This window comes from Bradyrhizobium sp. 21, from assembly GCF_023073335.1.
Taxonomy (GTDB): domain Bacteria; phylum Pseudomonadota; class Alphaproteobacteria; order Rhizobiales; family Xanthobacteraceae; genus Bradyrhizobium.
The window spans coordinates 205,530-222,634 of record NZ_JADPJG010000004.1 but is presented as its reverse complement, the minus strand read 5'-3'; the positions used below and the strand labels follow the sequence as shown (position 1 = coordinate 222,634).

At 65.0% G+C, this 17,105-nt stretch carries 20 protein-coding genes; 10 read left to right on the top strand and 10 right to left on the bottom strand.

Annotated elements, in window-relative coordinates; all coding sequences use genetic code 11:
- Positions 1-204 precede the first annotated feature (204 nt).
- Positions 205-1,359, top strand: a complete 1,155-nt coding sequence (locus IVB31_RS08520; RefSeq protein WP_247320741.1) for an FRG domain-containing protein — start codon at positions 205-207, stop codon at positions 1,357-1,359.
- Positions 1,360-1,379: 20 nt separating this feature from the next.
- Here the strand turns inward: IVB31_RS08520 and IVB31_RS08515 are convergent, their stop codons facing one another.
- From IVB31_RS08515 to IVB31_RS08505, 3 genes are all read right to left on the bottom strand, one after another.
- Positions 1,380-1,610: a hypothetical protein gene (locus tag IVB31_RS08515; protein WP_247320739.1), complete on the bottom strand. Its 231-nt coding sequence runs from the start codon at positions 1,608-1,610 to the stop codon at positions 1,380-1,382.
- Positions 1,611-1,668: 58 nt separating this feature from the next.
- Positions 1,669-1,896, bottom strand: a complete 228-nt coding sequence (locus tag IVB31_RS08510; RefSeq protein ID WP_247320737.1) for a hypothetical protein — start codon at positions 1,894-1,896, stop codon at positions 1,669-1,671.
- 111 nt (positions 1,897-2,007) lie between these two features.
- Positions 2,008-2,925, bottom strand: coding sequence for a LysR substrate-binding domain-containing protein (locus IVB31_RS08505; RefSeq protein WP_247320898.1), 918 nt, complete (start codon positions 2,923-2,925; stop codon positions 2,008-2,010).
- A gap of 176 nt (positions 2,926-3,101) precedes the next feature.
- Between IVB31_RS08505 and IVB31_RS08500 the strand changes: the two genes are divergently transcribed.
- The 3 genes from IVB31_RS08500 (at position 3,102) to IVB31_RS08490 (ending at position 4,928) form a co-directional block, all read left to right on the top strand.
- Positions 3,102-3,881: a sulfite exporter TauE/SafE family protein gene (locus IVB31_RS08500; RefSeq protein ID WP_247320735.1), complete on the top strand. Its 780-nt coding sequence runs from the start codon at positions 3,102-3,104 to the stop codon at positions 3,879-3,881.
- Complete coding sequence (locus IVB31_RS08495; protein ID WP_247320733.1) at positions 3,878-4,108, top strand: hypothetical protein; 231 nt, start codon at positions 3,878-3,880, stop codon at positions 4,106-4,108. Before IVB31_RS08500 ends, IVB31_RS08495 begins: the two co-directional genes overlap by 4 nt.
- Positions 4,109-4,229: 121 nt before the next feature.
- On the top strand, positions 4,230-4,928 hold the full coding sequence (locus IVB31_RS08490; RefSeq protein ID WP_247320731.1) for a glutathione S-transferase family protein: 699 nt from the start codon (positions 4,230-4,232) through the stop codon (positions 4,926-4,928).
- Positions 4,929-5,111: 183 nt separating this feature from the next.
- On the opposite strand, the gene IVB31_RS08485 is transcribed toward IVB31_RS08490, so the two are convergent.
- The gene (locus IVB31_RS08485) at positions 5,112-5,336 is read right to left on the bottom strand and encodes a cysteine-rich CWC family protein (protein WP_247320729.1); all 225 of its coding nucleotides are present in this window, start codon (positions 5,334-5,336) and stop codon (positions 5,112-5,114) included.
- Positions 5,337-5,450: 114 nt separating this feature from the next.
- On the opposite strand from IVB31_RS08485, the gene IVB31_RS08480 reads away from it, so the two are divergent.
- The 3 genes from IVB31_RS08480 (at position 5,451) to IVB31_RS08470 (ending at position 8,674) form a co-directional block, all read left to right on the top strand.
- Complete coding sequence (locus tag IVB31_RS08480) at positions 5,451-7,052, top strand: DUF1800 family protein (RefSeq protein WP_247320726.1); 1,602 nt, start codon at positions 5,451-5,453, stop codon at positions 7,050-7,052.
- Complete coding sequence (locus IVB31_RS08475; protein ID WP_247320724.1) at positions 7,049-8,272, top strand: DUF1501 domain-containing protein; 1,224 nt, start codon at positions 7,049-7,051, stop codon at positions 8,270-8,272. The genes IVB31_RS08480 and IVB31_RS08475 overlap by 4 nt, the downstream gene beginning before the upstream one ends.
- A gap of 78 nt (positions 8,273-8,350) precedes the next feature.
- Positions 8,351-8,674, top strand: a complete 324-nt coding sequence (locus IVB31_RS08470) for an antibiotic biosynthesis monooxygenase (RefSeq protein ID WP_247320722.1) — start codon at positions 8,351-8,353, stop codon at positions 8,672-8,674.
- A gap of 17 nt (positions 8,675-8,691) precedes the next feature.
- Here the strand turns inward: IVB31_RS08470 and IVB31_RS08465 are convergent, their stop codons facing one another.
- The 6 genes from IVB31_RS08465 to IVB31_RS08440 form a co-directional block, all read right to left on the bottom strand.
- Positions 8,692-9,633, bottom strand: coding sequence for an aldo/keto reductase (locus tag IVB31_RS08465; RefSeq protein WP_247320720.1), 942 nt, complete (start codon positions 9,631-9,633; stop codon positions 8,692-8,694).
- A gap of 260 nt (positions 9,634-9,893) precedes the next feature.
- Positions 9,894-10,349 (bottom strand): GNAT family N-acetyltransferase, encoded by a 456-nt coding sequence (locus IVB31_RS08460; RefSeq protein ID WP_247320718.1) that lies wholly within the window; start codon positions 10,347-10,349, stop codon positions 9,894-9,896.
- 87 nt (positions 10,350-10,436) lie between these two features.
- Positions 10,437-11,249, bottom strand: coding sequence for a PAS-domain containing protein (locus tag IVB31_RS08455; protein WP_247320716.1), 813 nt, complete (start codon positions 11,247-11,249; stop codon positions 10,437-10,439).
- A gap of 128 nt (positions 11,250-11,377) precedes the next feature.
- Entirely contained in the window at positions 11,378-11,524 is a 147-nt protein-coding gene (locus IVB31_RS08450; RefSeq protein ID WP_247320901.1) for a hypothetical protein, read from the bottom strand.
- 85 nt (positions 11,525-11,609) lie between these two features.
- Complete coding sequence (locus tag IVB31_RS08445; RefSeq protein ID WP_247320714.1) at positions 11,610-11,786, bottom strand: hypothetical protein; 177 nt, start codon at positions 11,784-11,786, stop codon at positions 11,610-11,612.
- A 154-nt stretch (positions 11,787-11,940) separates the two neighbouring features.
- Positions 11,941-12,591 carry a glutathione S-transferase family protein gene (locus IVB31_RS08440; protein WP_247320712.1) on the bottom strand — a complete coding sequence of 217 codons (651 nt, stop codon included), beginning with the start codon at positions 12,589-12,591 and terminating at the stop codon, positions 11,941-11,943.
- A gap of 605 nt (positions 12,592-13,196) precedes the next feature.
- On the opposite strand from IVB31_RS08440, the gene IVB31_RS08435 reads away from it, so the two are divergent.
- The 3 genes from IVB31_RS08435 to IVB31_RS08425 form a co-directional block, all read left to right on the top strand.
- Entirely contained in the window at positions 13,197-14,399 is a 1,203-nt protein-coding gene (locus tag IVB31_RS08435) for a pyridoxal phosphate-dependent aminotransferase (protein ID WP_247320710.1), read from the top strand.
- Positions 14,400-14,562: 163 nt separating this feature from the next.
- Complete coding sequence (locus IVB31_RS08430; RefSeq protein ID WP_247320708.1) at positions 14,563-15,042, top strand: DUF992 domain-containing protein; 480 nt, start codon at positions 14,563-14,565, stop codon at positions 15,040-15,042.
- A 152-nt stretch (positions 15,043-15,194) separates the two neighbouring features.
- On the top strand, positions 15,195-17,105 hold a 1,911-nt coding region (locus IVB31_RS08425; RefSeq protein ID WP_247320706.1), incomplete at its 3' end, for an elongation factor G.

The window sequence follows — 17,105 nt, the reverse complement described above, 5'->3', positions numbered from 1 at the left end:
TGACAGCAGGTTGGCAGCAGAGAGTTCGGGCGCGCGTCATTGCGGCGAGGCAGCTAACTCCAGGCCAGGAACCTCAATCGCAACCCGGGATACGGCGATACGGAGCATCTCTTGATTGTATTACCACCGTGAGCCATGATCCGCCGCATATTCTGTAGACCCGACTTATTTACTCGATTTCGAATAGTAGATTTGGAGCCGTCGATGGACGACGCGACTGGCGATGACGCCAAAGGGCCGTCGAACCTCTCTCGCATCGGGAGTTGGCTCGAATTTCAGACCACTATTGAGCCGTATCTGACGGGCGATTTTTTGTTCCGTGGTGTCGCTTCTGTGAATTATGGGCTTGTCCCGTCCGTTGGCCGTCAAAGGGATAATGCTGACGGCACCAAGTATGGATATTGCCCGAAGCGGGAAAAGAATTGGTTCGAGCAATTCAGGCGCGAGGCGTTGCCATATCTGCCGGTGCGCCCGGAGACCGAATGGGATTGGCTCGCCTTGGCGCAGCATCACGGCGTACCCACCCGGTTGCTCGACTGGTCAGAGTCCCCGTTTGTTGCCCTGTTTTTTGCAGTGTGGAGCGCTGAGGACAAGGATGCCAGCCTTTACATCCTGCCTCGCCCGAACGAGGTTGCCGATTCCAAGAAGCCCCCGTTCGAGGAGAAAGAAATCGCTTTCTTCTATCCGGGATACGTGACCCTTCGGCTGGTCTCGCAACGCGGATTATTCACCGTGCATTCGCGACCGGATGAACTTTACAGAAACGACGCACTTCGGCAGTTCGCCATCGATAAAAAATGCAAAGCCGATTTCAGGCGGAAACTCGATGCCAGCGGCATCCATCACGCCGCGATGATGGCTGATCTGGACGGGTTGTCGCATCGCCTGGTGGCCATCCAGGGATATCGGACGACAGCGCCTCCGGCGGCTGCAACCTCGTCAAGCATCGTAGAGCAGTCGACGAGCGTCATCGAGAGCGATGCAAAACCTAGGGTTCCCCGTCCGCCGATTAATCCAAGCGATCCGCAAAAGGGACAATGGGGCGGAAAAAAAACGCGGTGCGGTTGGACCGTCTCAGCAAAAATAATCGGCACGGACACGGAATGGGTCAGGATCGAACTCGTCGTGTCCGCTGAGCGCGGGCAACAAAAATCGCTTTCCGGCCACGTGGTGTTCCATCTACACGATACCTTCCCCAAGTCCACCCTCAGGGAGCCGGTGAAGAACGGCGAGGCCGTCTTGCGGTTCTGGACCTATGGTGCATTCACAGTCGGAGTACTCATCGAGCAAGACGAAACGCAGCTCGAAATAGACCTCGTCGACATACCCGGCGCACCAGCAGAGTTTCTGAGCCGCTGACGCTATCAACGCATTGCGTCTTACGCCGCGGGCAGCGGGCCCTCGTCGCCCCCGACCGCCGGACGCGGCTCGAGGATGTCGAGATGGATGCCGCCGCAATCGGTGCAGCGCATGGTCCAATACTCGCATCCGGCGCGTCCGCCGATCACGCGGAGCACCGTGAGATCGCCGTCGCATTCCGGGCAGTAGGACAACACATTGCGGGCGTAAATCCTCTGCCGCGGCGCGTCTTCGAATTCGATGACTGACATGACCGGTTTCCCCTTTTTACCCTGCGCCGTCCCTTGGTTTGCTTGCAGTCCCGCTCGCTTATTCGTCGTCGCTGTCGTCGGCGCGCCGGCGGAAGCGGTCGATGTGGTGCTTGGCATCGGCAATCGCGGCGTCGGGATCGGGCCAGGCGAAACCGACTTCCATGGCCGGAAACAGCACGCCGTCGATGGCAACCGGGCTGAAATCGGCACGCCGGATACGGGCGTGCCACAGCCCCTTGCCAGCTTCGAAGGATTCGATGTCAAAGCCGTCGTAGATGGTCGTCATTGCAGTCCCCAAAGTGTCTTGTCGGACGGTTAGGGGACCACATCTGCGGATTCGTATATGTGAAGCCGTTCACAAGAGGTCGGCTTTTTTGCCGGGGAACCGGACAGGGTGTCAGTTCCGTGGCGAGCCGCGGCCGATCCGCTTCGCCGGCCGGGCGGCGGGCCCGGAGGCCGCGCGCATGATCCAGCGGCGGAACGCGGCGAAGTCGCGCTGCTCGGTCTGGAAGCTGCGATAGAGCAGGTACCAGCGCATGCCCTTGGGCACCGAGAGATCGAATGGCGCAACCAGCCGGCCGGCGGCGAGATCGTCGTCAATATAGGGCCGGATGCCCATGGCGATGCCGAGCCCGTCGGCGGCAGCCTGAAGCGCCTGGCCGTAGAACTGGAACTCCGGCCCGCGCGCGTTGATCCGGGGGAGGGCAGCGGCCTTCAGCCAGATCGGCCAGTCCTCGGGCGAATGTTCGACGCGGATCAGGCTGGGGCCTTTGAGATCGGCCGGGCGCTTCAGCGAGGAAGCGAGACGAGGCACGCAGACCGGCGTGAGGTCGCCGGCGAACAAGGGTTCGGCGACCAGCCCCGGCCAGTCGCCGGTGCCGAGCTTGATGCCGCAGCTCCAGTCCTCGCCGAACGGCACCGACGCGCCGCCGGTGGTGAAGCGCACCTCGATGTCGGGCTCTTCGCTGCGAAACTCCGACAGCCGCGGGATCAGCCAGCGCATCGCAAAGGTGTGGCCGACGCCGATGGTGAGGACGCGGACGCTCGAGGGCGCCGTCACCTGCGCGGTGAGGCTCGCCAGCGCATCGAAGATCGGGGTCAGCCCGCTCTGATAGGCGCGGCCGGCCTGCGTGAGGAGAAGCTTGTTGGCCTTGCGCTCGAACAGCGCGACGCCAAGCCGTTCTTCCAGGATGTGCACCATGCGACTGACTGCGGCCGCCGACACGCTCAGCTCGAGGCCGGCCGCGGCAAAGCTGCCGGCCCGCGCCGCCGCTTCGAATGCCTTGATGCCGTTGAGAAACAGCAGCCGCCGCAAATCACCGACCCTCAGGAAAGCTGATGCCAGGCCAAGATAACTCAGTTTGCGCGCGGGGGGCAAGCGGGGCACGTTCTCCATCGCCGAAGCAGCCCCTCACCCCACCCTCTCCCCGCAAGAGCGTGGCGAGGGAGGGAAACAGCCTCGTCCTGACTTGCCGACCGGAGAATCCCCTCGTGACACCAATCATGATCGCTGCCCTCGGATTGCTGATGGTCGGCACCGCATTCCTGTCGGGGCTGTTCGGCATGGCGGGCGGGCTGATCCTGATTGGCGTGCTGCTGGCCTTGATGCCGCTGCCGACCGCGATGGTGCTGCATGCGATCACGCAGATGGCGTCCAATGGTTGGCGCGCCTTCCTGTGGCGCGCGCATATCCGTTGGCGGCCGGTCGCGAACTATATGGTCGGGGCTGCCATCGCGCTCGCGGCCTGGTCGCTCACCCGCTACGTGCCGGACAAGCCGATGGCGCTGCTGCTGCTCGGCATCACCCCGTTCATGGCGCGGCTCATGCCCGCGAATATCAAGCCCGATCCCGACCGTCTCTGGCAGGGCACGGTCTATGGCACGATCTGCATGGGCTTGATGCTGATGACTGGCGTGTCCGGCCCGCTGCTCGACACCTTCTTCCTCGGCGGCGATTTCGGCCGGCGCGAGAAGGTCGCGACCAAGGCGATGTGCCAGCTCGTCAGCCATTTCACAAAACTGATCTATTTCGGCGGAATCATCGATCAAGCGGCGAGCCTCGATCCGGTGCTCGCCGGCGTTGCGATCGCAGCCTCGATGCTCGGCACCACGCTGGCGCGGCGCATCCTCGAAGCCATGACCGACCAGCAATTCGTGGCCTGGTCGAACAAGCTGATCACCACCATTGCCTGCTACTACATCGCCTATGGCGGCTGGCTCTTCGTGCGCGCACCGGTGCTGGCAGCCTTTACCAAGGGAGGTTTGCAATGAGCGAGACTGCCGACCCGCTGGTGCTGGATTTCGTCGAATGGGTCGCGCGCGAGCCGCGCGCCTATGCCGAGGTGATCGCGACCTGGAAGACCTCGTGCCCGCGCCTCACCATCTGGGAAGACGCCGCCGACCACGGCTACGTCGCCCGCGAGACGCTGCCCGGCATGGGGCTGGTCATCGCGGTGACGGAGGACGGCGAGAGGCTGCTGCGCACGAACGGGCGTTAGCTCTCGCCACATCGTCATTGCGAGCGCGAGGGAAGCAATCCAGAATGCCTCCGCGGCGGCAGACTGGATTGTGTCGTCGCAAGGGCTCCTCGCAATGACGGAGCGAATGGAGGCGCGTTGCATGTCACTCAAACTCTTCGAACTCGTCGGCACCGACGCCGCGCGCCCGTTCAGCCCGTATTGCTGGCGCACGCGGATGGCGCTGGCGCACAAGGGGCTGGCGGCGGAATCGTTGCCCTGGCGCTTCACCGAGAAGAGCGTAATCGCGCCGCACGGCTCGGAGAAGGTTCCGGTGCTGTTGCATCACGACGAGCCGGTGGTCGATTCCTGGACCATCGCCAACTATCTCGAAGACAGGTTCCCTGACAGCCCGTCGCTGTTCGGCGGCGAGGGCGGCCGCGCCATGGCGCGCATGCTCAACGCCTGGGGCGACATCGCCATCGTCGGCGGCATCTTCCCGCTGATCATCGCCGACATCCCGAAGAATCTGGCGGAAGTCGACGCCGCCTATTTCCGGCAGTCGCGCGAGGCGCGTTTCGGCGGCAAGACGCTCGAAGAGGTGATGGCGAGCCGCGACACCGGCGTGGTCGCGTTCCGCAAATCGCTCGAGGTGATGCGGCAGACCCTGAAGAAGCAGCCCTTCATCGGCGGCAGCGCGCCGAACTATGCCGATTACATCGTGTTCGGGGGTTTTCAGTGGGCGCGCGTGACGAGCCCCTTTAGGCTGCTCGAGGCGGACGACCCGGTCTACGCCTGGCGCGAAAAGCTGCTGGATGCGTTCGACGGCATGGCGCGGAGATCGCCGGGATTTGCGGTTTAAACGCGGCGTAACATCCCCCAGCGTCGTCCCGGCGAAGGCCGGGACCCATACCGCGTGATCCCTGGATTGCGGTTGGTTGCAGTATCAAACTACGAGTCTTCCAAAATTCCTCTTGGGGTTATGGGTCTTGGCCTTCGCCGGGACGACATCGGAGATGTGGTTGCGTGCCGCGCCTCACGCGCACTACTTCGCGTCCCCCGCCGCCTTGCGCAAGCACGCCCGGCACAGGCAATCCTCGCCCTTGACCGGCATCGGCAGCCGCGCCGTTTCCTCCGCGCACCAGCAGGTGCCCGAGAGGTCGCAGCCGAACTCGGCGCCGCAGCCGGAGCAAGCCATGCGGCGCGGTTCCCGCAATGGAGATTCCTGCAGGGGAGGTTCTTGCAGTGGAGATTCTTGCGGATTTGTCATGATTTACGCAAAAGCTTCGCCGTCATTTTCATGTCGGGTTCATCTCCCGCTGCGGTATATTATGCCTCGCGCACGTATCAGGAAAGCGGTTGGCAACGCGCGAAGGACAAATCGATGGCCCGCGATTCGCAAGCCGCCCTCGTCGCGCTCAATCGTTTCGGCTTCGGGGCCCGCGGCGGGACGTCCGGCGATCTCATCAATGCGGCGTCCGACCCGCGCGGTTTCGTGAAGGCGGAACTCGCGCGTCCCAACGGCGTGCTGCTGGAGGCGCCCGGCCTGCAATCCACGCCGCAGCTCGGCCAGGCCGTGTTTGCCTATCAGGACCAGATCAAACAGGCGCGCGAGGCCGCGGCCAAAGCCGGCACGCCGACTGAAACGCCACCGCCACAAGCCGAACAGAAGCCCGGACTGCGCCGCAATCTGTCGCTGAACACGGTCGCGACCGAGATCGCCGGCCAGATGGCCGAGGCCAAGCCGTTCGATAAAAAGCCGTCCGATAACAAGCCCTCCGATAACAAGCCGGCCGACAATATGGCGAAGCCAGACGCCATGCAGCCCAACGCGGCGACACCGGCTGCCGCAAAGCCCGCCCCGCAGCCGCTCAACGTCATCCAGAAAACCTTTCGCGCCGAGGCGCTGGCGCGGTTGCAGCGCGCGACGCTGGTCGAGTGCGGCTTCACCGAGCGTCTGGTGGTGTTCTGGTCCAACCATTTCTGCATCTCCGCGAGCAAGGGCGAATTGGCGCGGATATGGGCCGGCGCCTTCGAGCGCGAGGCGATCAGGCCGCATGTGCTCGGGCGCTTCGCCGACATGCTCCGGGCCGTCGAGCAGCACCCGGCGATGCTGTTCTTCCTCGACAACCAGCAATCGCTCGGGCCGGACTCGCGCGCGGGCCAGAACCGCAAGCGCGGGTTGAACGAGAATCTCGCGCGCGAGATCATGGAGCTGCATACGCTCGGCGTCGGCGGCGGCTACACGCAGGAAGACGTCACCTCGCTCGCGCGCATCATCACCGGCTGGACCTTTGCCGGAAGGCAGGGGCAGTTGGGGGCGCCCGGTTCTTTCGTGTTCAACGTCAATGCGCACCAGCCCGGACCGCAAATGCTGCTCGGCAAGAGCTACGAGCCGACGGGGCTGGCGCAGGGCGAAGCCGCACTCGCCGACATCGCGCGCCATCCCTCGACAGCGAATTTCATCGCCACCAAATTCGTCCGCCATTTCGTCGCCGACGATCCGCCGCCGGCGTTGGTGGCGCGATTGCGCGATGTTTTCGTCAAGACCGATGGCGATCTCAAGGCGCTTGCGACGGCGCTCGTCGATTCCGACGAGGCGTGGAAGGCGCCACTCACCAAGATGCGCTCGCCTTACGACTTCGTGGTCGCGAGCGGCCGGCTGCTCGCGCGCGTGCCGGAGGATCCCGGCTTCTATCTCAACAACCTCAATCTGCTGGGACAGCCGCTGTGGTCGCCGGCCGGCCCGAACGGTTTCGCCGATACCAGCGCCGCCTGGGCCGCGCCCGAAGGCATGAAGCTTCGGCTCGACATCGCCGCCCAAATGGGCGCGCGGCTCGGGCCCAACATCGACCCGCTCGACCTCCTGGAATTCGCCGCGGCGGATGCGGCGTCCATCGAAACGCGCAAAACCATCGAGCGTGCGGAGTCGCGCCAGCAGGCGCTGGCGCTGCTGTTGATGTCGCCTGAAATGCAGCGGAGATGACGATGATCGACTGCGTTGAAAACCGGCTCCTCACCTCGCGCCGCGGCCTCCTGCTCGGCGGCGCGTCCTTCGCGGCCTGGGCCTATTTGCCGAAATTCGCGCGCGCGGCCGACGGCCGCGATCCCCGGTTGATCGTGGTGATCCTGCGCGGCGCGCTCGACGGCCTTTCGACCGTCGCGCCGGTCGGCGACCCCGACTATGCCGGCCTGCACGGATCGATCGCGCTCACCGCGGACGGCGCGCATCCTGCAATCCTGCTCGATAGTTTCTTCGCGCTGCATCCGGCGATGCCCGAATTCGCGCGGATGTATCGCGACATGCATGCCGCGGTGATCCATGCTGTCGCGACGCCCTATCGCGATCGCTCGCATTTCGATGGCCAGGACGTGCTCGAAAGCGGCTACGCTGGTCCGGGTCGCGTGCAATCCGGCTGGCTCAATCGTGCGCTGGAAGCGCTGCCGCGCGGCGAGCGTGTGTCGAGCGGACTCGCGGTGGGTCCCACCACGCCGCTGGTGCTGCGCGGCAATGCGCCGACCGTCGGCTGGGCGCCGGTGGCGCTGCCGCAGGCCGACGACGACACCGCGATGCGTCTGGTCGATCTCTACCGTCACCGCGACCCCGCGCTGGCATCGGCGCTGTCGCAGGGCCTTCAGCTCGAGAAGGTCGCGAGCGGCGACGACATGAAGCCGAAGCCCGGCAACCAGGTCGCGCAGATGCGCCAGGTCGCCCGCGGCGCGGCAAAACTGATGGCCGCCGATGACGGCCCACGCATCGCCGCGCTCGCCTTCGACGGCTGGGACACGCACGCCAATGAAGGCGGTCCGGTCGGGCGTCTTGCCTTCCTGCTCGGCGGGCTCGACGGCGCGCTCGCCGAATTCGAAAGCGGTCTTGGAGATCGCTGGCGTAACACCGTCGTCGTGGTCGCGACCGAATTCGGCCGCACCGCGCGCATCAACGGCACCGACGGCACCGATCACGGCACGGGAACGATCGCACTGCTCGCCGGCGGTGCGGTGAAGGGCGGCCGCGTCATCTCCGACTGGCCGGGCCTCAAGCTCGCCAATCTCTACGAAGGCCGCGACCTCAAGCCCACCACCGATCTGCGCTCCGTGATCAAGGGCGTGCTGCAGGGACAGTTCGGCCTGTCCGATCGCGCGCTGGCGGAAACGGTGTTCCCGGACAGCGCAAGCGCACGTCCGATGAAGGGACTGGTGGTCTAAACTGTCATTCCGGGCCCGCGCCTTGCGGCGCGCACCGGAATGACGACATGATCAGCCTTACATCAGGAGACCATTCGCATGTACATCGCCATGAACCGCTTCCGCGTGACCAAAGGCTCCGAGGCCGCCTTCGAGCAGGTTTGGCTCACCCGCGACACCCATCTGGACAAGGTGCCGGGCTTCGTCGAGTTTCATCTGCTGCGCGGGCCCGAGCTCGAGGACCACACGCTGTATGCCTCGCACACGATCTGGGCGAACCATGCGGCGTTCGAGGCATGGACCCAGTCAGAAGCGTTTCGTGCCGCGCATCAGCGCGCCGGCGACAACAAGCCGCTGTATCTCGGCCATCCCCAGTTCGAAGGTTTTGAGGTGATGCAGACGGTCGGACGCGGCGCGAAGTAAGCGCCGCGCCGTGAAGATCAGCCCAGCGTGATCTTGTCGATCTCGGCGAGATCGTCCGCGCCGAGCCTCCACGCGATGGCCTTCACATTCTCCTCGACCTGCTCGACGCGGGTGGCGCCGGCGATCACGCTCGACACCTGCGGGCGCGCGGCGAGCCAGGAAAAGGCGAGCTCGAGCATGCTGTGCCCGCGCGCCTTCGCGAAGGCCTGGAGCTTCTCGACGATGTCCTCGTTGCGCGGCGTGACGTAGCGGTCACGCAGCCGCGGAGTTTGGCCGAAGCGGGTGTCGCCGGGCGCGGCCGCGCCCTTCTTGTATTTGCCGGTCAGAAGTCCGCTTGCGAGCGGGAAGAACGGCAACAGGCCGAGCTTGTATTCCGTTGCTGCCGGCAACAGATCCTTCTCGATGTCGCGCACGACGAGAGAATATTCGTCCTGGCAGGAGACGAAGCGGCTGACATTCATCGCGCGCGCGACGTACTCCGCCTCGGCGACCCGCCAGGCCGGAAAGTTGGAATTGCCGATGTAGCGCACCTTGCCCTGGCGTACGAGATCGTCGAGGGCGCGCAAGCTCTCCTCGATCGGCGTCAGCGGGTCATAATCGTGCTGTTGGTAGAGATCGATGTAATCGGTCTTCAGCCGCTTCAGGCTCGCGTCCACGGCGTCCATGATGTAGCGGCGCGAGGCGCCCTGCCTGGTTCCGTCCTCCGCCATCGGCTTGGAGTATTTCGTCGCCAGCACGATGTCCTTGCGGCGATCGCCCAGCACGGCGCCGAGCACATTCTCCGACCCGCCCATGTTCGAATAGATGTCGGCGGTGTCGAACAGCGTGATGCCGAGATCGAGCGCGCGGTGGATCACCTTGCGCGAGGCTTCGAGGTCGATGCGCTGGCCGAAATTGTTGCAGCCGAGCCCGACTGCAGACACGCGCAGGCCGGAGGCGCCGAGATTACGAATTTCCATGGGAGGTCCTGTCAGGAGAAGGCAGCGACCCATTGTGACCGCGGTGCGCCGCGCCAGCAAGGCGCCGGCCGCGCTGCTGCCATGCTGGCGATGAGCCTGGCGCAAAAAAATGCGGCCCCTGTCAGACGCGGCGACTGACGGGGACCGCTTTGGAGCGCTTGATCGGTGACGGGGGGCCTGATCAGACGCAGGTGCAACTTAACCCCGGTGTGTTACGCGCCGGTGACAGGAAAAGTTATCCACAGGCGGCCGCGGCGGGATCAGAAGATCTTGCGATAGACGATGAAGCCGGAGCGCTCCGCGACCTTGTCATACAGGCTCTGCGCCGTGACATTGGTCTCGTGCGTCTGCCAATAAACCCGCGGCGATCCCGCGAGCTTCGCGCGCTCGTAGACGCCATGGATCAGCGCCGAGCCGACGCCTTTGCCTCGCGCGGCCTCGCTCGTGAACAGATCCTGCAAATAGCAGGACGGCTCGATGGCGGTGGTGCTGCGATGAAAGAGATAGTGCGTCAGCCCGAGCAAGCGGCCGTCGCTCTCGGCGACCAGCGCATGCACCGGCTCATAGGCGTCGAAGAAGCGCTGCCACGTCACGCGCGTGATCTCGCCTGCGAGCGCGGTCGGGCCGGAGCGGCCGTAGAAGGCGTTGTAGCCGTCCCACAGCGGCAGCCATTGATCGTAATCCTGCCTGGTGGCGGAGCGAATGGTGAGGGGCATGTGAAATTTCCGCGATCTTGGGGCCGCACGATGGAGAGGTGTCCTTCATACGTGATGATCGCACTGCCGATCAATCGCCCAGTCGCATCACTCCGCGACGCGCAGATAGCGGATCAGCTTGCGGCCGGCGGGGTCGCGCAGCGAGCGGTAGTAGTCGGCGCGGGACGGCGCATCGGTGTGGCGGACGAGGTCGGTCACGGGCGTGTAGCTCAGCATGCGCCCGCCATCGGGAAGCACGGCGCAGACGAAGCGCAGCACCTCGCCATTGCGCAAGGCAATGTTGATCGGTGTTGTATCGCCGATCCGCACCATCTCCATGCGCTGCGCGATGAAGGTGCCGAGCTCGTCCTCGGGCAATTCGAACGCGCCGGTGTCACGGCCGTGATACATCAATGCGATGAACGGCGGCTTGCCGTCGGCGATGTCGTCCGGCACCGCAAAATAATCGCGGAAGGCGCGGTTGATGAATTCGGCGCGCGTCTCGGCATCGAGCAGCACGATGCCGATATCGACCCGGTCGAGCGCGGCCGACAGCCGCGCGGCGGTGGCGTGGCTCCGGCGCTCGGCGGCAAACGTGCCGAGCAGCCGCTCGCGCATCAGGCCGGTGATGCCTGCGGTGCCCGCGGCCGTCGCTGCCAGGAGGCCGAGCTGAACCAGATCCGCCGTCGCATGGAAGGGACCGGCGCGGTGGTTGAGGAAGACCAGCGTCGCGCCGATCACCGCGATGGCGGCGCTGGTCATGGCGGAGGCGAAACCCGACAGTGCGCCGGCAAGCGCGACGATGCAGACGAACAGCGGCGCGGGCGAGGGAGTGGGGACAAAAAGATCGAACAGCATCGCCAGCAGCACAGTCGCTGCCGTCAGCGCCGGACCGGAGATCGCACGCCATCCGAACCGCATGGGCCAGTCTCGCTCCTCCCGAACGAGGTAAGGCGGCAACACTGACTGATCGTTGCGCCAATGCGATGCGGTTTCGCGCGGCGCGCTTAAGGGGAACTTGCGCTCAAGCGCAAAGCTTTCGGATGATTTTAGACCAAATGCGCGTGCTGGACACGTTGTAGCAGCGCGGGCGCATTCAGCGTGGACGTCCCCGGGCCCTTGCGCGTGCCGACGAATATCAACAGCGAAACCGCGACCAGGATGGCCGCAGTCAGGGTGATGGCAACGACTACCACGGGTGATTTCATCGACGTCCTGTCGCGATGCCTGTTGGCGCGAGTCCCGCGGCGCCTTGAAAGCGGGTCCAGGATGAAGCGGGAATCAGACCGGCAGGCCCATCGCCATGGCCGCCTTGGTCGACAGCACCGTCAGGGTGACGATCAGGCACAGCGAGAGCGCGGCGACGGCAAGCGAGGCTGCGACCGCGTTGGCAAGCCGGGAAGACGATACCGTAGCGGGTGGGCCCTGAAAGCCTGCCGTGCCGGACGCCCGAATCATGGTCTAAATCCTTCAACGCGCGAGCGAATCACCCGCCACGTCGAACAATTTCCCTGTTTCAACCGGCAATATTGCGGCGGCCAATCGAGCGAAAATGGCGAGATTGCGGCAATGGTGACCCTTATGCCCGCTATTCGCCAGAGCGCGATCGCCCTCAGGCACCCGCCGCGATGCTGGCGGGATCCTCGATGTCGGCCGGCCGCCAGTCCATTGCGACGAAGCCGGGGGCCGCTTCCACGCGCTTCAGCCAGTCCCGGATCGCCGGGAAGGTCGAGAGGTCGAAGTCGCAGCGGTCGGCGAGGTGGGTGTAGCCGTACAGCGCGATGTCGGCGACCGTGAGTTGGCGCGCGGCGAAATAGGCGTTGGTCTTGAGGTGATTCTCCATCACCTGGAGCGCGCCATAGCCGCGCTCCATCCAGTCTTCCAGGGAGTGGGTCTGCAGATCGCGGCCGCCCCTCACCAGCGACAGCCAGAAATAGGCCGCGCCGATATTCGGCTCGAGCGCGTGCTGCTCGAAGAACATCCATTGCAGCGCGTCGGCGCGATCGATGCGGTTCTCCGGCGCGAGCGGCGTGCCGACGGCGACATACCAGAGGATGGCGTTGGACTCGGCGAGATAGCGATCGTCGCCGACCTCGAGCAGCGGCACCTGACCGGACGGGTTCTTGGCCAGGAAGTCCGGGGTGCGGCTCTCGCCGCGTAGAATGTCCACCTCGACCGCTTGATAGGGCAAGTTCAGCAGCGCCAGCGCAAGGCGGACCTTGTAGCTGTTGCCGGAGCGTTGCATCGAATAGAGCTTGTACATTCTGAGGATGATTCCGGAAGACGGGAAGGCGCGGCGCTTGTTGCCCCGCAACGCGGCTAAACAATGATGCCGATGCGAATCCGCTGCAAGGGCCGGCCAATAGAAAAACTCAAAATCCCTACCGCATTGCAACGCGGCGGAAGATCATTTCCGTACGACCATGCAATTCAGTTCACGCTTGCGTCAACGCGCGGACCAGACGACATCGATCTGTTGTGTGCGAGCCAGGGCAATCGCGTTCGGGCAGTGAAGCTTCCATGAACTCCCTCTGACGCAAAGAACGTGGATGCCCAGGCCTTCGCCTCGCCGAAGCGGCTTCGGCAGCGCAGGAGGGACAAGCCCGGGCATGACGACGCGCTGGTTTTCACGGCGACACGTGGCAGCAAAATTGCTCCGAGGACAAGCCTTGTCGGATATATGGGATTTGCCCGGCAAAGTTGCGGAAAATTGCTGCAAATCGTGGCTAGAAGCGCTCCCGACCCGTAAACTTTTGCGAGATCGGAGCGAAGTTTCTTGCGGTGCAACGGCACTCGTTTTAGGGTGTCTCATTCCCACAATCGGAGTCGTGAAGCCAAAGGGTTCACGACGCTTGTCAGGAGATGACGATGCCCTTCCTTGCCGCTGCGCTCGACCGTGTGAAGCCGTCCGCGACCATCGCGGTCACGGATAAAGCACGTGCGCTGAAAGCGGCGGGCCGCAACGTCATCGGCCTCGGCGCCGGTGAGCCCGACTTCGACACGCCCGCCAACATCAAGCTGGCCGCGATCCACGCCATCGAAGCCGGCAAGACCAAGTACACCGCGGTCGACGGCATTCCCGAGTTGAAGGAAGCCATCATCGGCAAGTTTCAGCGCGAGAACGGCGTCGTCTACAAGCCGAACCAGATCATCGTCGGCACCGGCGGCAAGCAGGTGCTTTACAACGCGCTGATGGCGACCATCAATCCGGGCGACGAGGTGATCATCCCCGCACCGTACTGGGTCAGCTATCCCGAGATGGTGGCGCTCGCCGGCGGCGAGCCGGTGCCGGTGGTCTGCACCGCCGCGGCCGGCTTCAAGCTCCAGGCCGAGGCGCTCGATCGCGCGATCACGCCGAAGACCAAATGGGTGATCCTGTGCTCGCCGTCGAACCCGACGGGCGCTGCCTACACCAGGTCCGAGCTGAAGGCGCTCACCGACGTGCTGGTCAAGCATCCGCATGTCTGGGTGATGACCGACGACATGTACGAGCACCTCGTCTATGACGACTTCCAGTTCACCACGGTCGCGCAGGTCGAGCCGAAACTCTACGACCGCACCCTCACCGTGAACGGCGTGTCGAAGGCCTATTGCATGACCGGCTGGCGCATCGGCTATGCCGGTGGTCCCGCGCAGCTCATCAAGGCGATGTCGACGATCCAGTCACAGTCGACGTCGAACCCGTCGTCGATCGCGCAATGGGCCGCGGTCGAGGCGCTGAACGGTCCGCAGGACTTCATCCCCGCCAACAACAAGGTGTTCAAGGAGCGACGCGACCTCGTCGTCTCCATGCTCAACCAGGCCAAGGGCATCGAGTGCCCGCGCCCCGAGGGCGCCTTCTACGTCTACCCGTCCTGCGCGGGCACGATCGGCAAGACCGCGCCGTCCGGCAAGGTGATCGACAATGACGAGACGTTCGTGACCGAGCTGCTCGAGACCGAAGGCGTTGCCGTCGTGCAGGGTTCGGCCTTCGGCCTTGGCCCGGCGTTCCGCATCTCCTACGCCACCAAGACCTCGGACCTCGAAGACGCCTGCAAGCGCATCCAGCGCTTCTGCGGCAATCTGCGCTGAGCGCGTTCCGAAACGAACTGAAACGAAAAGGCCCGCTTCGCGCGGGCCTTTTTTATTCCTCCACGCAATCTGGCACCGCAAGGAATGTTGTGGCATAGACCATCGCGCGTCACGGGTGGGGTGCCCTCTCTGCTCGCATCACATTCATCGCCGGAGATCATTCATGCGCCGCTCACTCCTTCTCGCCGGGCTCGCTGCTGCGAGCCTTGTTGCTTCGGTCGCAGGCGCCAGCGCGCAGTCGCGGCTGGTGCAGGTTGGCGTGCTCGAATGCCGCGGCGGCGCCAGCGTCGGCTTCATCGTGGGCTCGGTGACCAATCTCGGCTGCGTCCTGCGCGTCGATGGTCTGCCGGACGACCGTTACGTCGCCACGATCCGTAAAGTCGGCCTCGACCTCGGCATCACGCAGGAAACCGCACTCGCGTGGGGTGTGTTCGCGCCGGTGAACCGGCTCGGACCCGGCGACCTCGCCGGCAACTACGCCGGTGCGCAGGGCAGTGCGTCTGTCGGCGTCGGCCTCGGTGGCAACGTGCTGGTCGGCGGCTCCAACAATTCGATCGCGCTGCAGCCGCTCAGCGTGCAGGGCCAGGTCGGCCTCAACGTCGCCGCCGGGCTCGAGAGCCTGGAACTTCGTCCGGGCCGTTAACGGTTTCGCGCGGGGATCGCGCGCGACTGGCGCGACCCCAGCGACGACGCACCGCAGCGACGTTTGATGCTTGCCAAATCTCGGGGACGGGCAGAGCATCGGCGTTTGCCGACCCAATCATGGGCCGAGCTCCACACCAAGGAGGCGGCGAAATGGGACAAGACGTCAGAAGTCCCCGAGGTCCACGGTGCATCGCGCTGGTGGGCCCTTTCCAAAGCGGTAAAACCACACTTCTCGAAGCAATACTGGCGCGAACGGGCGCAATCCCCCGCGCCGGCAGCGTCGATGCCGGAACTTCCGTCGGCGACGCCACGCCCGAGGCCCGTCATCACAAGATGACCGTCGGGCTGACTGCCGCCACCACGAGTTTCATGGGCGACAGCTACACCTTCCTCGATTGTCCCGGTTCCGTCGAGTTTGCCCACGACATGCGCGCGGCGCTGCCTGCGGTCGACGCCGCCATCGTGGTCTGCGAAGCCGACGAGAAGAAGCTGCCGCAGCTTCAGATCATCCTGCGCGAGCTGGAGGAGCTGAAGATCCCGCGTTTCCTGTTCCTCAACAAGATCGACCGCGCCAACAAGCGCATCCGCGAGACGCTCGAGATGCTCCAGCCCGCCTCGCGCGTGCCGCTGGTGCTGCGCCAGATCCCGATCTGGAAGGACGAGCTGATCGAGGGCTTCGTCGATCTCGCGCTGGAGCGCGCGTTCATCTACCGCGAGCACAAGGCCTCCGAAGTGGTCACGCTCGAAGGCGGCGATCTCGATCGCGAGAAGGAGGCCCGCTTCTCGATGCTGGAGAAACTCGCCGATCACGACGACGCGCTGATGGAGCAGCTGCTCGAGGACATCCAGCCGCCGCGCGATGCCGTATTCGACGATCTCGCCCGCGAGTTGCGCGAGGGGCTGATCTGCCCCGTGCTGCTGGGCGCCGCCGCACGCGAAAACGGCGTGCTGCGCTTGATGAAAGCGCTGCGCCACGAGGCGCCTGGTGTCGCGGAGACTGCAAGACGCCTTGGCGTGCCCGAGACCAGGGACGCACTCGGCTTCGTCTTCAAGACGTTGCATTCGCAGCACGGCGGCAAGCTGTCGCTGACGCGGCTGCTCGCCGGCCATCTCGACGACGGTGCCACGCTGCAATCCTCCTCCGGCGGGGCCAGCCGCATCTCCGGCATCCTCGCCGTCACCGGCGCCTACGACACCAAGCGCGCTGTGGCGGAAGCCGGCGACACGGTGGCACTCGCCAAGCTCGACCCGATCAAGACCGGCGACACGGTTTCGAACGGCAAGACCCAGCCGGCAGCGCTCGCCGCCAGCGAACCCACTCCGCCGGTGCTCGCGATCTCGGTTGCGGCCACCGACCGCAAGGACGACGTCAAGCTCGGCCAGGCGCTGATGCGGCTGCACGAGGAGGATCCCTCGCTCGTCTTCGTGATGAACGCGCAGACTCACGACACCGTGCTGTGGGGGCAGGGCGAGATGCATCTGCGCGTCGCGAGCGAGCGGCTGCGCGACCGTTTCGGCGTCAAGGTCGCCTCGCATCCACCCGCGATCGGCTATCAGGAAACCATCCGCAAGCCGATCGTCCAGCGAGGCCGCCACAAGAAACAGTCCGGCGGCCACGGCCAGTTCGGCGATGTCGTGCTCGACATCAGGCCGCTGCCGCGCGGCGAGGGCTTCAGGTTCGCCGAGAAGGTGGTCGGCGGTGCGGTGCCGCGCAACTACATCGGCGCGGTGGAAGAGGGCGTCGTCGACGGGCTCGCACGCGGCCCGCTCGGTTTCCCGGTCACCGATTTGCAGGTGACGCTGACCGACGGCTCCTATCACAGCGTTGATTCCTCCGACCTCGCCTTCCGCACGGCGGCGCGGGTCGGGCTCAACGAAGGCCTGCCGCTATGCCAGTCGGTGCTGCTGGAGCCGATCCACGTGGTCGAGATCGTCTGCCCGACCGACGCCACCGCCAAGATCAACGCGATCCTGTCGGCACGGCGCGGCCAGATCCTCGGCTTCGACACCCGCGACGGCTGGAGCGGCTGGGACTGCGTCCGCGCCATGATGCCGGAAGCG

Excerpts from the sequence above, each read along its gene's own strand:
- IVB31_RS08520 (WP_247320741.1), top strand. The coding sequence starts at position 205 with ATGGACGACGCGACTGGCGATGACGCCAAAGGGCCGTCGAACCTCTCT.
- IVB31_RS08515 (WP_247320739.1), bottom strand. The coding sequence starts at position 1,610 with ATGTCAGTCATCGAATTCGAAGACGCGCCGCGGCAGAGGATTTACGCC.
- IVB31_RS08510 (WP_247320737.1), bottom strand. The coding sequence starts at position 1,896 with ATGACGACCATCTACGACGGCTTTGACATCGAATCCTTCGAAGCTGGC.
- IVB31_RS08495 (WP_247320733.1), top strand. The coding sequence starts at position 3,878 with ATGAGCGAGACTGCCGACCCGCTGGTGCTGGATTTCGTCGAATGGGTC.
- IVB31_RS08490 (WP_247320731.1), top strand. The coding sequence starts at position 4,230 with ATGTCACTCAAACTCTTCGAACTCGTCGGCACCGACGCCGCGCGCCCG.
- IVB31_RS08485 (WP_247320729.1), bottom strand. The coding sequence starts at position 5,336 with ATGACAAATCCGCAAGAATCTCCACTGCAAGAACCTCCCCTGCAGGAA.
- IVB31_RS08480 (WP_247320726.1), top strand. The coding sequence starts at position 5,451 with ATGGCCCGCGATTCGCAAGCCGCCCTCGTCGCGCTCAATCGTTTCGGC.
- IVB31_RS08475 (WP_247320724.1), top strand. The coding sequence starts at position 7,049 with ATGACGATGATCGACTGCGTTGAAAACCGGCTCCTCACCTCGCGCCGC.
- IVB31_RS08470 (WP_247320722.1), top strand. The coding sequence starts at position 8,351 with ATGTACATCGCCATGAACCGCTTCCGCGTGACCAAAGGCTCCGAGGCC.
- IVB31_RS08465 (WP_247320720.1), bottom strand. The coding sequence starts at position 9,633 with ATGGAAATTCGTAATCTCGGCGCCTCCGGCCTGCGCGTGTCTGCAGTC.
- IVB31_RS08460 (WP_247320718.1), bottom strand. The coding sequence starts at position 10,349 with ATGCCCCTCACCATTCGCTCCGCCACCAGGCAGGATTACGATCAATGG.
- IVB31_RS08455 (WP_247320716.1), bottom strand. The coding sequence starts at position 11,249 with ATGCGGTTCGGATGGCGTGCGATCTCCGGTCCGGCGCTGACGGCAGCG.
- IVB31_RS08445 (WP_247320714.1), bottom strand. The coding sequence starts at position 11,786 with ATGATTCGGGCGTCCGGCACGGCAGGCTTTCAGGGCCCACCCGCTACG.
- IVB31_RS08440 (WP_247320712.1), bottom strand. The coding sequence starts at position 12,591 with ATGTACAAGCTCTATTCGATGCAACGCTCCGGCAACAGCTACAAGGTC.
- IVB31_RS08435 (WP_247320710.1), top strand. The coding sequence starts at position 13,197 with ATGCCCTTCCTTGCCGCTGCGCTCGACCGTGTGAAGCCGTCCGCGACC.
- IVB31_RS08430 (WP_247320708.1), top strand. The coding sequence starts at position 14,563 with ATGCGCCGCTCACTCCTTCTCGCCGGGCTCGCTGCTGCGAGCCTTGTT.